We start from the raw sequence: 13,327 nt of genomic DNA, 5'->3' as shown, positions 1-13,327 counted from the left end.
TAATCAGAATCTGCGGATTCAGGGTCATTTTGGGCATTTTTGTACCCTTAATTGCAGTATATCCACAGGCCCGGTGCTTCAGGATTTGACCGCATCTGAGCACCTCCAAATTGCATCGGCCCGCGCCAGAAGCGCTTGACGATCTGCCCCAGATCCAAGCTCGGAGATGGCCTGCCGGGCTGCTCGTAGAGCGCTTTCTGACGCTCTCGACTTGCTCGTTCTATGTTCTTCCTGTTCCGGCAGATGTTCTGTTTCCCGCCGTCCCAGAAGCCGCTGGTCGAGGTCATTCGACAGAGCACGCATCCGTTCAATCACCCGACCATGCTGCGGAAAGGCGCGGCGTAACCCCCGAACCGCCCAATAGTTTCCTCTCAGAATGAGGGTAGCGCCCACAATGGGACGGGTCACGCCGACACCAACCGCGGCAAGTGCCATCAACCTTTCGCGCCCGTTCCCAGATGTGAGCGACCCCAGATTCCCGATCTCCAGCGCTGCCAAGAGATGCAAGGTCAAATCCACCCGGCGCAACCGCGCGGGATTGTTCGTGGTGACGGCGGACTTCAGAGCTTTGGCACCGCGATCAGCGCGCGCAAGAAGCCGACCTGATACGGCTACTTTTGGATACTGGCAAGTTCATCCAATCAGGAGCGTCTCTTTGCTTTTTTCACTAATTCTTGCAGTTATCGCCATCGTTTCGAGTAGTTGGATACATCTTGCGGTCATGCGGTGGGTATCGGTTGGCATGGCAAAGATACCTTTGGAGCCGTTCAATCGTGTCATGATGGCCGTACTGATCCTGTTTTTCGCGCATTTCGCCGGAATAGTTGTCTTTGCAGGCATGTTTGGCGTCGGTCACCAGCTTTTGAGCATCGGCGGCTTTTCCGGTGAGAGCGTTGATACCGTTCTGGATTATTTTTATTTTTCCGTCGTCAGCTATACGTCCCTTGGTCTTGGCGATATTTTCCCGACAGATCACCTGCGTCTTCTGACGGGCGTCGAGGCCTTGACCGGACTGTTGCTGATCGCGTGGTCAGGTGCATATCTTTTCGCGATGATGAACCGGCTTTGGGATTGGCCCCCCTGCGCCGAGCCTGACAAACCGAAAAAATGAAAAAGGGCATACCCGACACCTGCTAGCCGAACGCGCCTTTTTCAGGAGGGCTATAGCACTTTCGAGAAGTGTTTTAGTGGTCTTCGCTGGGTCGTGGTGCAGTCCAGCGCGACAGATAAATCCGTTGGAACACAAAGACTGATGTGATCGCAATCACAGCGTACACAACAATGAGCGGATCGGATTGCAGCTTCATAGCTGTAAAGGCCACCAGCACCACAGCGTCAAACAACAAGGCCAAGACGATGACAAATGCTTTCGCTTCAACCTCTTTTCGCATGAAGCGCAAGACGCCCCAATGGACGATCATGTCCATGATCAGATAAAAGAAAGCCCCCAATGACGCGATCCGGGTCAGATCAAAAAACACCGCAAGGATAGAGGCGATCACCACCGTATAGACCAGCGTGTGACTGCGGATAGGTCCCGACATCCCGAAATGCCGGTGCGGGATCATGTTCATATCGGTGAGCATGGCCAGCATCCGCGACACCGCAAAGACACTGGCAAGAACACCAGACGCCGTCGCAACAGCCGCCAGCACGACGGTAAAATAGAACCCCGCGTTGCCAAGTGCGGGTGCGGCGGCCTCAGCCAATGAATAGTCTTTGGCCGCGATAATCTGGTCTATCGTCAGGCTTGATCCGACCGCAAAGGCCACAATCAGATAGACAACAACACAGATCGTGATCGAGATAATGATCGTGCGGCCAACATTGCGGTGCGGATTGATGATCTCGCCGCCGCTGTTGGTGATCGTGGTGAACCCCTTGAACGCCAGAATGGCAAGGGCCACGGATGCTATAAAGCCGGTGATATCAAATCCGCCAGACGCCGTGCTCGCCGCGGCGAATTGAAACCCGCTTGCCCAAAGTGCTGCTATGCCGAACAACGCGATACCGCCAATCTTGAGCACCGCCATAATCAGCGAGAGCAGTCCAACCGATCGGCTACCGGCGATATTGACGAGAAAGGCAAAAAGGATCACCCCAACGGCAAGGATCGGCACCAGCGGACCACCAGTTATGTCGAAGGGTCGCAAGACATAAGTCGCAAAGGTTCGCGCAACGAGGCTTTCGGAGATCACCATTGACAGCGCCATCAACAGCGCCGCCGCTGCGGCAATTGCACCCGGTCCGTATGCCTTTTGCAGGATCATCGCGATGCCACCCGAAGACGGAAACGCATTCGACATCTTTACGTAGCTGTATGCACTGAAACTTGTGATGATCCCGCCCACGACAAACGCCAATGGAAAGAGCGGTCCGGCCAGCTGCGCGATCTGACCTGTCAGCGCGAAAATACCGGCTCCGATCATCACGCCGGTGCCCATCGCCACCCCGCCGCTTAGGCTGATGGAGCCTTTATTTTCAGTGTCGCCGCCGTGTTGATGATCCATTTAGAACGCCTTCATTTTCGATTTGTTGCGGGTTTTGCAATGGGCGGACGATCCGGCGGCGCGATCCGGTAATCGCGCTTGTCGCTCAACAAAGGATTGGGCGTCCGCACCAAGCATATCTCGTTGTTTACAGTATAGATAAGTGAGCTGGGAAGTGAAGGTCTGAGCTGGACTGTGTCTCAGGGATTTGGGGCGATCCAGAGCAAGAGCTACCAAAAAAAATCATGCCGGTCCGTGCACGACATATGCATCACGATGCACATCTGCCGCGCACGGACCGGCTTTGGTTTTTTCGGACATCGTTACCTGATGCTGGCGCCGAGATGGTCTAGCTACAACAGCAGCCACCGGATTTTGCAGCAGGTGTTTTGACGGATGCCTGTGATGCCGCTGGGGCATCTGCAACCTGGCTGGCCTTGTTTCCACCGCAGCATCCTCCGCCTTTGGCGGTTTCAACTTCAGATGGTTCGGTTTTGGTTGTTGTCTGGTCTATTTGGGCCTCCTGACACTAAGGGTACATATATCAGACGCCATAAGCGCCACTTCGTTACAGTGGAATAATCGTTGCCCGTTTTTTTTCGCGTCAATTTTGGGCAACGACCCGTAACGGTGTTCAAAATTGAATCAGGTGTTACAAAAATGCGGGCGCCCTGCTTCCGGCGGGCGGATTTTCGTCGTTACAGTGCAGCAGGAAAATCTTCCAGTAAGGAAAAATGATGCGATCTATTTTTGCGACTTCCGCCGTCGTCATCGGTCTGGGCTTACCCGGCGTGACAATGGCTCAGGAATTAAGTCTGTCCGCAGGCGCAACCCTCACCAGCCGATATGTTTTCAACGGCATTGAACAGACTACCGGCGCGGCGTTCCAGCCTTGGGCGGAGGCCGAGTACGAAGGTTTTTATGCAGGCGTCTGGGCGTCAAACACTGCCAGATCAATTGTTGGCAGTTCTGTTGAGGTGGACCTCTATCTGGGCTATCGCAATGAAGTCGGCAAGTTCAACTACGATCTGGGATATACCCGATACTATTATCGCAACCCGAGCAATGACTGCTGCGGAGAGGTCATCCTGTCATTGGGGTACTCCGTACTGGATCCGCTGGATGTCGGCCTTCGGTTTGCGCATGACCCCGTTGCGGATTACGTTAATTCAAGCGTCTCGATCGACTACGCATTCGATGACAAATTTGGTGCTTCAGCCAACTACGGCACGATCAGCAATGGGGGACACGACTACTGGAGTGTCGGTGGCAGCTATGCGATCTCCGATAACTTTGGCATTGACGCGTCATGGCATGACACCAGTATCAGTGACGGATTGTTGATTGTATCGCTGACCACCGAATTCAGCCTGCGCTAAGTTTTCCAAGACGGACAAAGCGCCGTATCCGGCTTTTGCTGGACGCGGCGCTTTGCGTTGCGCTGTCAAAATTTGATGATCCATGTCGGTTATGCATGAACCACATTGAAGGTTTGCGATCAACTGGGCAACAGCCCCGCAAATGCCCCCATAGACAGGGTAATCAGGACAGTGACCGTCGCCACGACAACAAGCAGGGCGTGTGGTGACGGGGTGTCCATGCCGGTTTTTGAGCTTGCGGTCTGATACATCGGCACCACGATGCGCAGATAAACACCAAGCGCCAGCACGGAATTCAGGATGCCGATCACCGCAAGCCAAAGGAACCCTGCCTCAACTGCAGAGGTGAACAGATAGACTTTGCCGACAAATCCAAACAGCGGCGGGATGCCGGTGAGCGACAGAAGGAATATCACCATCGACAGCCCCATAATTGGTCGATTGCGGCCAAAACCGCGCATGTCGACAAGGGTGCGTCCAGCTATCATCACAATGGCAAAAGCACCCAGGTTCATTGCGACATATGCGGCACCCATGATGATAATCCCCGGGACCGCAAGTGGGCTGGCGCCGAGTGCCACAATGCCGAGCAAGAAATACCCAGATTGGGCGATCGAAGAATAAGCGATCAGCCGCACCAGATTGGTCTGTACCAACGCTGTCAGATAGCCATAGGTCATTGTGATCGCTGCGATCATTGCGATCACCAGTGGCCAAGCGCTGCCGACGGGCATGTCGCGCAGCACCTGCGCAAAGGCAAAGATTGCCGCGAGCTTGGTGATAACCGACAGGTAGGCGGCAATGGAAACCGGCGCCCCGTCATAGGCGTCAGGTGCCCAGAAGTGAAACGGCACAAGCCCAGCTTTGTAGCCGAGGCCGATGATCACTGCGACCAGGCCCGCAATGGCGATCAGCGGCTTGTCCTCCAGCGCCGCGAGGTCCGAGAACAGCGTCGATCCCACGCCCCCGAACCAAAAGCTCAGCCCGTAGATCATCACGGATCCGGTGACAGCCCCGAAAACAAGATATTTCATCGCGGCCTCTGTCGCCGCATCATCGCGCGGGAAAGCCACCAGCGCAAAAGAGCCTAAGCCCGTCAGTACCACACCCAATACAAGCAGCATTGTGTCGCCGCCACCGGACAGCGTCAGCGCCCCAAGAGTAACAAGGCAGATCAGCGCATAGACGCTGCCCTCGCGCTCCTGTCCGGCGATTTCGGCGCGCGCCATCAACAGCGCCAACGCTGTGCCAGGCAGCAGGATCAGCTTGGCCCAGCCCGAAATCAGGTCGATCCGGTAAGTGCCGCTGAACACGGTTGTGTCGGCGTGCAGGACCGGCAATGTCAGCAGCGTTGCCGCCGTCAGCCCCGCCAGCCCGAGGACCAGAACCAGCCGCGCCGCGCGCGCCATCTCGGCCACGATCATCAACATGGCCACAGATGCCAGCAAAAGCTCAGGGATCAGAAAAGAAAGTTCGCGCCCCATCAGAAGCTCAGGCTTGCCATAGTTGTGTGGATCATATCGATCAACCAGCCGGGGGCCACACCGACCAGCACCGTCAGAATCAAAAGAGGCACAATCACCAGCTTCTCCCTGCGGTCTAGATCGCGCATTTCCAGCCATTTCTCGTTCTCGGAGCCAAGGAACACGGCGGCGATGGCGCGCAGATACAGGCCTGCGGTTACCACGATGGCAAGGATAGCTATGATCGCCCATGGAGCGGTATTCAGGGTCGCCAGAAACACCTGAAACTCTGCAGGGAAATGCGCCAACCCCGGCAAACCAAGTGAAGCGAACGCCATCAGGATGAACGACCAGCCCAACCACGGCACACGGCCCAGCAGACCACCAAATTCACTCATATCGCGGCTGTGGGCGCGGTCCTGCAACATGCCCAGCAAAAAGAACAACGCGCCTGTCACCAGACCGTGGCTGACCATCTGCAAAGTCGCACCGTCCAATGCAATTGTGCGGATACGCAAATCAACGGTAAGCGCGGCCACCGCCACACCCATCACGACATAGCCCATGTGGTTAATCGACGTGTAGGCAATCATTTTTTTCAGATCAGACTGTGCCAGTGCGGCGAAGGCCCCGTACAGCGCGCTGACCACCCCCACCGCTAGGATTACCTGACCGGCTTGCGCAAATGCCTCAGGCGTCATTTGCAAAGCAAAGCGTACCAGTCCGTAAGTGCCGAATTTCAGCATCACACCGGCCAGGATCACGCTGCCCGCCGTGGGTGCCTGAACATGTGCGGCAGGTAGCCAAGTGTGCACCGGAAAGGCCGGTATCTTGACTGCGAAGGTAAACAGCATCGCAATCAGCGCAAGCATCGCCGCAATGCCTGTCAGAGGTGGCATGTCGATCCAGACGCGCATGTCGAAGGTGCCACTGCTCAGATACAACCCGATAATCGCGAGCAACAGCGGCAACGACCCCAGCAACGTATAGATAAAGAACATCAGCGCGGCGCGCTGTCGGTCTTCATATCCCCATCCGGCGATCATGAAATACATGCCTACCAGCGAGACCTCGAAAAAAACATAAAACAGCAGTCCGTCAAGCGCCATAAACGTGCCAAGTGCGGCCGTTTCGAGCATAAGCATCAACACAACATAGCTTGGCGCACGATCGCTGATCCGCGCCGAGTAGATCGCTGACAAAAAGAACAGCAACGACGTGAGCAACACCAACGGCAGGCTCAACCCGTCCAGTCCCAACCGATAAGCGGCACCAATGGCCGGTATCCACGCGAGTCCCTCAATCTGGGCGAAACCGCCCGCAATAGTGCCGCGCGACCAGATCACAAGCGTGAGCATGAATACGATACCCGTGCAGATGTGACAATGCGGCACCTGACAAAAACGCCACATCTTCAGAGGTTTCACCATGCTTAGAGGTGACCCAGTCGGGAATTCGCATTAGCATGTCGAGGTCTGCGAGAGGTCGGGCATTGGCAAATGTCATGCGTAATTCCTACCGCGTTGCGGCGCTTTTGGCCACAAAATAGCGCCCTAAGCGCCCCATCTTGTCGTTCTCCATTACGTCCAATAAGTTTACATTATCGGACAATATGAGATAGGCTGCGGCACAGTCTCAAAATTAACGTATTTTCGGGGAATGAATGGACTCAGACAACAAGAATTCGATGTCATCGCACTCTGGTAAGTTTGATGATGCTCAACGCGACGAGAGAGGTCAAGACAGAAGCGATGGGATCGCCCTGCCCGCGTATGTGGCTGGCTCCGGCTCGCTCGATCGCCTGGTGGACACCGCCCGCGACTATGCGCGTGCCGCCGCCTCCGACAACACGCTGAAGGCCTACGCGAAAGATTGGGCGCATTTTGCACGCTGGTGCCGGATGAAGGGCACCGAGCCTCTGCCGCCTTCGCCAGATATGATCGGGCTTTATCTGGCGGATCTGGCCTCCGGGTCGGGCCCCTCCCCTGCGCAGCCGGCGTCCCGCCCCCTGTCGGTCAGTACCATTGAGCGCCGCCTGTCGGGTCTCGCCTGGAACTACGGACAGCGCGGCTTTTCCCTCGACCGCAAGAACCGCCACATCGCGACGGTTCTTGCGGGGATCAAGCGCAAGCATGCGCGTCCCCCGGTACAGAAGGCAGCGATCCTGGCTGAGGACATCCTCGCGATGGTCGCCACCCTGCCCTACGACCTGCGCGGGCTGCGGGATCGGGCGATCCTGCTGAATGGCTATGCCGGGGGTCTGCGCCGCTCGGAAATCGTCAGCCTTGACGTCCATAAGGACGACACGCCGGACTCTGGCGGTTGGATCGAGATCTTCGACAAGGGTGCCCTGCTCACTCTCAATGCCAAGACGGGCTGGCGCGAGGTGGAGATAGGCCGTGGCTCCAAGGAGCAGACCTGCCCCGTGCACGCGTTGGAACAATGGCAGCACTTCGCAAAGATCGACTTCGGTCCAGTCTTCGTCGGCACCTCGCGCGATGGCAAACGCGCCACGGAAACGCGACTGAACGACAAGCATGTCGCCCGCCTGATCAAGCGTACGGTCCTGGACGCGGGCATCCGATCAGAGCTGCCCGAGAAAGATCGACTGGCGCTGTTCTCTGGCCACAGCTTGCGCGCAGGTATCGCGTCCTCGGCTGAGGTGGATGAGCGCTATGTTCAGAAGCATCTCGGCCATGCTTCCGCCGAGATGACCCGCCGTTACCAACGCCGCCGTGATCGGTTCCGGGTGAACCTGACCAAGGCCGCCGGGTTGTGACGTGGATCAGGAGTCCTCGGACTTCAAAGCCGAAAGTGAGGCAACATGGCGAGGGAGATCGCTGCGGGAATGGATTATATCCACGATGATGACCTCGTCCGATCGATCCAGAAAGACCAGGAAATGCTCTCCTGCCCTTATGAACCGCAGATCTGCGACATCATCAACGAGAACTGCGCAACTCCGACTATGGGCTTGGCCATTCAGAATACTTTCACAGCGGTTGAGCAATTCGGCCTCGTAAAGCTCTGCTTGGCGCAGCCCGAAAGTTTCGACCGTCCATCTGGCGATTTCAGTGAGGCTGGCTTCCGCACGACGGGTCAGCCGGAAGGATCGGCTCATGAACGCGCGTGCGCAGCCGCAAAGGCCCTACGGATCGCATCTTTGCCGCTGCCCTCAGCAAGATCACCCGCCTTGGCGTGCGCCAGACCTTCGAGAAGCCCTTGACGGATGCTCGTGATCTGCGCCTCTTCCTGCTCGAGAAGCCTCAGGCCAGCGCGCATTGCTTCACTCACATTCTGGTAGCGCCCGGACGCCACTAGTGCTTGAACCAGATGGTCTTGGGTTTCAGTCAGGACAACGTTGCGTGTCACCATGGGTCAGGCCTCCTTTATTGGCAATATATGCCAACGCCACTTATTGATCAATACGTCATGCCGCCTGCCCACTGAGCCTACCATAAAAGCTGCGCTCGAGATGCAGCTCCCCTGCCCCGTCTTTCTCGAGCATACCCCGCAGATATCCGCCGGGTGAGGCAACCTCGCCTGCGCTGTGTTTCTCGAAAACGAGCGCAAACGCGGCCGTGGCCACCTGAGTGCCCATTTGATCCTGCGCCACGTTCCAGGCATGCTCAGAGATACCGATCATTGGCCTGAGCTGGCCGGCAACCCGGTGCAGATCGCCCCAATCCTTAAGGAAACCACCCATATTGCGGGCCCAGGACGCGAATTCCGGACAGGCTTGCATGATGGTCGGCAGATCGATCGCCATCCGCTTGTTGCGCACCTCGGCAACCCAGTCTTTCAGATCCCTATCAACCTGCTCTTCGGGTAGAGCATTGTGCACCACACCCGCCGTTTCCTCTTTTTCAGAGGAATTACTAATTACAGGATTAAGTTGATTTGTATTTAGTATGTGAGGTTCGTAAATGGCCTCCCTGGGGTTCATTTCTTGAGTCTTCTCCATGACTTGGGCATCAATATTACCAGTGTTTTCCACAAGCTTCGCCGTGCCAGTCGCTTTGAGATAGGCCGCCTCCACCCGTTCCTGGAGTTCCTTGAACCAGGTGAGCAAACGTACAAGCTGCTCGGAGGCTTCCTGACGGCGCGGAAGACGGTCCAAAAGCTCCTCAAAGAGCCCCGTGAATTGGCTCCAGGGCCCGCGCAGCGCGTTGCTGATAGCCGCCTCGATCCGGGCTCGGATCATCCGGCGTGCTACAGTGATCTGACGCTTCAGGCGCTGGCAGAGCTCGCGCTCGGCCTGCAACTCGGCATGAAGTCCCTCGAACTCATCGACACGCGCCGAAAGCGGCGACAGATCGAAGCCGTAGGCCTCAACGATACGCCCATCTGCGTTCCTGCGGCCCCACCGCTTGCCATTGGGGCTATCCTGGAAGGAAATCACGCCGATCTCAGCAAGCCGCCGTGCATGGCGCTTGAGCGCGGAGAGCGAGAACCCGGTCTGCTCCGTCAGATAGGCGTTCGACGCCCAGACGATCGGACGCTGCCCTTCCTCCCAGTCTTGAGCCTGAGTAAAGGCCCCGAGCGTGTCGAGGAGCATCATGTCTCCTGCCTTGAGGCCAATGTAGGCCCCCACCCGCTTCACGGCGACGAAGGCCCGCGTTTTGGGTACTGCTACCCGTTCACCGGCTTGGGCAAGCTGCTCAGCCGTAGCCAGCCCGGCCGTTGCTTTTCGCCACCCTGACGGATGGCTTATGTTAGACATAACTCTCTTGTTCTGAGACATGACTGTCTCAGCCGCTCCCTGTGGAGCATCACTAATTTTTTCCATCTTTATGCCAGCGACAAAGAAATCCCGTTCGCTCAGAAGCGTTTTCTCTTGTGTGGTGATTCGTTGGCTGCTAGATTCCAGGTGTCTAATCTAAGAATTGCGCTCTGCGCAGCAGCCCTCGAAGCTCCGGTTTCGGGGGTTTTCTTTGTTTGCCGTTCCTCCTTTCTGCTCGTCCTCAGTTGTCATCCACCAAATTTACATCTGTAAATTCGGCATAGGATTTTTTGATTATCTCTGCGAGATTGCTCTCAAGCCAGGTTGCAAACTCAGCGTTCGCGCCAGACTTCTTGACTGACAATGACAATGTTCCGCGGCCAACTTTGATAGTCACGCCTTCCAACGGCGTTATCTCTCTAACCCCGCTCGACGTCTTCGCGCCGCGCTTAGTCGCTTCCCTAATGAGAAATTCGAGGCGATCATCCGAACCCGATGAGGCGCTGTTTCTGGCCAAGATATCGAGCGCTACGCGTTCAGTTAGCTTCTTTGAGAGAAATAATTCAGCCAGCTCCGTCCATTTTGGACGCCCGGACTTTGGTGCCGCGCCAATCAGGTCGCCGATCTTGACCGGGACGTTCTGTGTTACCTTTGTAAGGTGCGAATGACCCGACGCAGAGAGATTGAGAACCTGCCGAACAGTTGCCGCGTCGTGGCCCGCTGTCTGGATGGCCACGGCGAACCGCGCCTTCTCGTAAAAAGAGAGGTTCCGGCGCGCGGCATTTTCCAGCCCTTTCGCCAGCAAAGCCGTAGCATCGTCGATATCTTGAACGTTCGCGCGAACCTTGATCCCGATTTCGCGGCAGGCCTTTAAGCGCCGCCGCCCGTAAATAGCCTCGAAACGCCCTTCAGTCGCCTTTGAACGCCGAACGAGAATGGGCACTTGCTGACCACCTTCTCGGATGCTGTTCTTTAGTCCTTCGAAGCTCTCGTCATCGTCTTCGACGTTTACAGCTGTAAACTCTTCAAGGCGATCTACTGGCCCCCAATCGTCGATTTTATTGGGATCAAGTTCTCGGATAGATGCTAGAGAACCTTGAAGGGCGCCCAAAGCCGGAGCACTGGTCTTCGACGACCTCTCTGACGGCGCGCCGCCAGAACGAGCGATCGTATTTGCAATTCCGGACATATCGCGAAGTGATTTCCTAGCCATTACTTACGCCCCCACGATTGTTGGATCATCGTTTCGACCTCATGTCCCACAGCATCCATGGAACCCTTTGCACGGTCATATGTGGCCCGTGTCATTTCGGAACGGACCACCTCATAAATCGACTGCTTTAGCATGGTCGCGTCACTGATCGCTGTGCTCTTCAAGGCGGTTGCCGACATGACACGGTCTTGAAACAAAGCCCGCATGAAAGACGTTAGCTGCTGAGAGGGAACGTCCGTCGGTTCGTCTCGCGTGATCAAAAATTTGAAGTGATCATATTGGAGAGTTGCGCCAGCATCCTCAATCACACCCATATACGCTCCGGCTAGCTCAAGAAACTGAGCAGTTGACGAAACGTCCAACATCGATGGCGTTAGAGGGACAATCAAAGAACTAGCGGCAGCCATCCCGGCAATGGTCAAGAAACCAAGCTGTGGCGGGCTGTCCATCAACACCAGATCAAAATCATCTTCTACCTGTGCCAAAGCATTTCGGATACGAGTAAAGAATGGTTGGTCTGGGTTCGAATGAACGGCCGACTCAGTCTCAAACTCAGACAGCATCAAGCGGGACGGCGCAATCGAGAGCCCTGGAAAGTATGTTGGAACGACGACATCAGCCATGTTCACCGGCTCGTCGTAGCGGATCGCATCATAGACAGTCAGTCCATCGAACTCGATTTCAGGGCTGATCCCGCACATTGATGTGAGAGATCCCTGAGGATCCAGATCAACAACCAAGACCCGATATCCTCGAAGAGCAAAGTAGTGAGCGAGGTGGACGCTCGTCGTGCTCTTACTAGAACCACCTTTGAAATTCATCAGCTGCCAAATTTGCAACTGCTCATCTCCCGAGCGGCGAGGCAGATAACGGCCTTTCTTCCGAGAGGTTTTCTCTAGAACTTCGCGCGCGTCCCATATCTCTTGGGCTGTATAGTAGCGCCGGCCACCCCGGATATCGTCAGGTTCAGGGATTGTACCCTCAGCGTGAACCTTTCGCATGAACTGTCCGGATACTCCCAAAAGCTCAGCGGCCTCAGGTGCCGAAAAAGAGCGTAGCGTCTTAGTGTTGTCTGGGGCAAAAGCAGAGAGCAGATGTTCCCTGATGGCAGCGTTGAGTCGTTCTGAAATCTCCGTTGCAAGAGCCGAAGGGCGCTCACTTGCCAATGGTGTCACAGGAATCATCTGGTTGCCCCAATTTCGAAAATGTGGCCTTTTTCGCGCCACTTGGGGATAAAAGCAGTGATTCACGCGACTAAGTCAAGATTTTTCCTCTATTTAGTGTCTATCAACGCACGAAGAGACTATATCCACGACCGCGATCTAGGTCGATTTTACAGCTGTAAACGAATTGGCGGAGGCAAGCCCCCGCCAACTTTGGTTTCAGGTGGCGTCTTTGGGACCCCAGGGGATGACGGCCTGCAGGGACAGATCGTCCTGGTTGGCGGCCTTGCCGAGGTTTGCGTTGAAGCCGTGGTCGCGGATGGTGAGCGTGTAGTAGTCGGCGCCGGTCTCCTTGTTCTGTTTCTTCCAGATACCGCCGCACTCGACCAGCTTGCCGCGCGGGGAGCGGCCGAGGACGCGGTGCGTGGGGGCCATCGGGTTCGTGCTCGCGACGGGTTCGACCGTGATGTCGAGGTCGAAGGTCAGGGTCGATATGGAGCCGATACCTTTTGCGGTTTCGATGTCGTCGCTGGTGAATTTGATGCAGTTCGTGGTCATTGCTCTTCTCCTTGTTTGCGTTGCAATGATGGTCACCTTGCAGCTGGTCAAGGCCCGGCCACACCGATGGCGAAGCGGAGCGGAGAGGGGCAGGCGCCGGTCTTTTTGCATCGCGAGGAATGGCCCACCCCTGTTCTTTGGTGGGGCAGGGGAAAAAGATCGGCGACAACCTTTGTGGACGGGACGACAGCTGCGACCAGCATGACTTGCAACTCAGAGTCTGATTCAAAACTTTTCGAGTGAATTCATTGTCTTGCGAGCATCCGCGTGACGCGGCGGATGTGTGCGATTGTGACCCAAGCTGCCGCGCTGGCGATGGATTTTTCCCAATCCTTCGAT

12 protein-coding genes and 1 pseudogene are annotated in these 13,327 nt (G+C 56.2%); 3 read left to right on the top strand and 10 right to left on the bottom strand.

All coding sequences use genetic code 11. The features are described from left to right. Positions 1-394 precede the first annotated feature (394 nt). A complete protein-coding gene (locus AAFO90_RS22340) occupies positions 395-1,111 on the top strand; it encodes an ion channel (RefSeq protein WP_161487394.1) in 717 nt (238 codons plus the stop codon). A gap of 73 nt (positions 1,112-1,184) precedes the next feature. On the opposite strand, the gene AAFO90_RS22335 is transcribed toward AAFO90_RS22340, so the two are convergent. After that, positions 1,185-2,510 carry an amino acid permease gene (locus AAFO90_RS22335; RefSeq protein WP_009827230.1) on the bottom strand — a complete coding sequence of 442 codons (1,326 nt, stop codon included), beginning with the start codon at positions 2,508-2,510 and terminating at the stop codon, positions 1,185-1,187. Positions 2,511-3,226: 716 nt separating this feature from the next. On the opposite strand from AAFO90_RS22335, the gene AAFO90_RS22330 reads away from it, so the two are divergent. Next, positions 3,227-3,868: a TorF family putative porin gene (locus AAFO90_RS22330; protein ID WP_037954961.1), complete on the top strand. Its 642-nt coding sequence runs from the start codon at positions 3,227-3,229 to the stop codon at positions 3,866-3,868. Between the two features lie 119 nt (positions 3,869-3,987). On the opposite strand, the gene AAFO90_RS22325 is transcribed toward AAFO90_RS22330, so the two are convergent. Both AAFO90_RS22325 and AAFO90_RS22320 read right to left on the bottom strand, forming a co-directional pair. Continuing rightward, entirely contained in the window at positions 3,988-5,352 is a 1,365-nt protein-coding gene (locus tag AAFO90_RS22325) for an NADH-quinone oxidoreductase subunit N (RefSeq protein WP_009827228.1), read from the bottom strand. Next, the gene (locus AAFO90_RS22320) at positions 5,352-6,761 is read right to left on the bottom strand and encodes an NADH-quinone oxidoreductase subunit M (protein ID WP_347510839.1); all 1,410 of its coding nucleotides are present in this window, start codon (positions 6,759-6,761) and stop codon (positions 5,352-5,354) included. Before AAFO90_RS22320 ends, AAFO90_RS22325 begins: the two co-directional genes overlap by 1 nt. Before the next feature lie 233 nt (positions 6,762-6,994). Between AAFO90_RS22320 and AAFO90_RS22315 the strand changes: the two genes are divergently transcribed. Then, on the top strand, positions 6,995-8,110 hold the full coding sequence (locus AAFO90_RS22315; protein ID WP_347510838.1) for a tyrosine-type recombinase/integrase: 1,116 nt from the start codon (positions 6,995-6,997) through the stop codon (positions 8,108-8,110). Between the two features lie 6 nt (positions 8,111-8,116). Here the strand turns inward: AAFO90_RS22315 and AAFO90_RS22310 are convergent, their stop codons facing one another. From AAFO90_RS22310 to AAFO90_RS22280, 7 genes and pseudogenes are all read right to left on the bottom strand, one after another. Continuing rightward, positions 8,117-8,452: a type II toxin-antitoxin system RelE/ParE family toxin gene (locus AAFO90_RS22310; RefSeq protein WP_347510837.1), complete on the bottom strand. Its 336-nt coding sequence runs from the start codon at positions 8,450-8,452 to the stop codon at positions 8,117-8,119. After that, complete coding sequence (locus AAFO90_RS22305) at positions 8,449-8,706, bottom strand: type II toxin-antitoxin system ParD family antitoxin (protein WP_347510836.1); 258 nt, start codon at positions 8,704-8,706, stop codon at positions 8,449-8,451. Before AAFO90_RS22305 ends, AAFO90_RS22310 begins: the two co-directional genes overlap by 4 nt. A 55-nt stretch (positions 8,707-8,761) precedes the next feature. Further along, complete coding sequence (gene repC / locus AAFO90_RS22300; RefSeq protein WP_347510840.1) at positions 8,762-10,045, bottom strand: plasmid replication protein RepC; 1,284 nt, start codon at positions 10,043-10,045, stop codon at positions 8,762-8,764. Between the two features lie 250 nt (positions 10,046-10,295). Then, on the bottom strand, positions 10,296-11,243 hold the full coding sequence (repB, locus tag AAFO90_RS22295; RefSeq protein WP_347510835.1) for a plasmid partitioning protein RepB: 948 nt from the start codon (positions 11,241-11,243) through the stop codon (positions 10,296-10,298). Positions 11,244-11,266: 23 nt separating this feature from the next. After that, positions 11,267-12,451 (bottom strand): plasmid partitioning protein RepA, encoded by a 1,185-nt coding sequence (repA, locus tag AAFO90_RS22290; protein WP_347510834.1) that lies wholly within the window; start codon positions 12,449-12,451, stop codon positions 11,267-11,269. Positions 12,452-12,649: 198 nt separating this feature from the next. Then, positions 12,650-12,988, bottom strand: a complete 339-nt coding sequence (locus tag AAFO90_RS22285; protein WP_347510833.1) for a DUF736 family protein — start codon at positions 12,986-12,988, stop codon at positions 12,650-12,652. A 245-nt stretch (positions 12,989-13,233) separates the two neighbouring features. Then, positions 13,234-13,327: pseudogene (locus AAFO90_RS22280) on the bottom strand (IS5/IS1182 family transposase); the annotation flags it as partial.

The organism is Phaeobacter sp. CAU 1743 (assembly GCF_039839315.1).
Lineage (GTDB): Bacteria > Pseudomonadota > Alphaproteobacteria > Rhodobacterales > Rhodobacteraceae > Phycobacter > Phycobacter gallaeciensis_A.
Note: the sequence above shows the minus strand (reverse complement) of the source record. Positions and strands in the feature narration are given on the sequence as shown.

Bases quoted from the DNA above. Each gene is read 5' to 3' on its own strand.
- AAFO90_RS22320 (WP_347510839.1), bottom strand. From the start codon at position 6,761: ATGGTGAAACCTCTGAAGATGTGGCGTTTTTGTCAGGTGCCGCATTGT.
- repB (WP_347510835.1), bottom strand. From the start codon at position 11,243: ATGTCCGGAATTGCAAATACGATCGCTCGTTCTGGCGGCGCGCCGTCA.
- AAFO90_RS22315 (WP_347510838.1), top strand. From the start codon at position 6,995: ATGGACTCAGACAACAAGAATTCGATGTCATCGCACTCTGGTAAGTTT.
- AAFO90_RS22335 (WP_009827230.1), bottom strand. From the start codon at position 2,510: ATGGATCATCAACACGGCGGCGACACTGAAAATAAAGGCTCCATCAGC.
- AAFO90_RS22285 (WP_347510833.1), bottom strand. From the start codon at position 12,988: ATGACCACGAACTGCATCAAATTCACCAGCGACGACATCGAAACCGCA.
- AAFO90_RS22330 (WP_037954961.1), top strand. From the start codon at position 3,227: ATGCGATCTATTTTTGCGACTTCCGCCGTCGTCATCGGTCTGGGCTTA.
- repA (WP_347510834.1), bottom strand. From the start codon at position 12,451: ATGATTCCTGTGACACCATTGGCAAGTGAGCGCCCTTCGGCTCTTGCA.
- AAFO90_RS22340 (WP_161487394.1), top strand. From the start codon at position 395: ATGGGACGGGTCACGCCGACACCAACCGCGGCAAGTGCCATCAACCTT.
- AAFO90_RS22305 (WP_347510836.1), bottom strand. From the start codon at position 8,706: ATGGTGACACGCAACGTTGTCCTGACTGAAACCCAAGACCATCTGGTT.
- AAFO90_RS22325 (WP_009827228.1), bottom strand. From the start codon at position 5,352: ATGGGGCGCGAACTTTCTTTTCTGATCCCTGAGCTTTTGCTGGCATCT.
- AAFO90_RS22310 (WP_347510837.1), bottom strand. From the start codon at position 8,452: ATGAGCCGATCCTTCCGGCTGACCCGTCGTGCGGAAGCCAGCCTCACT.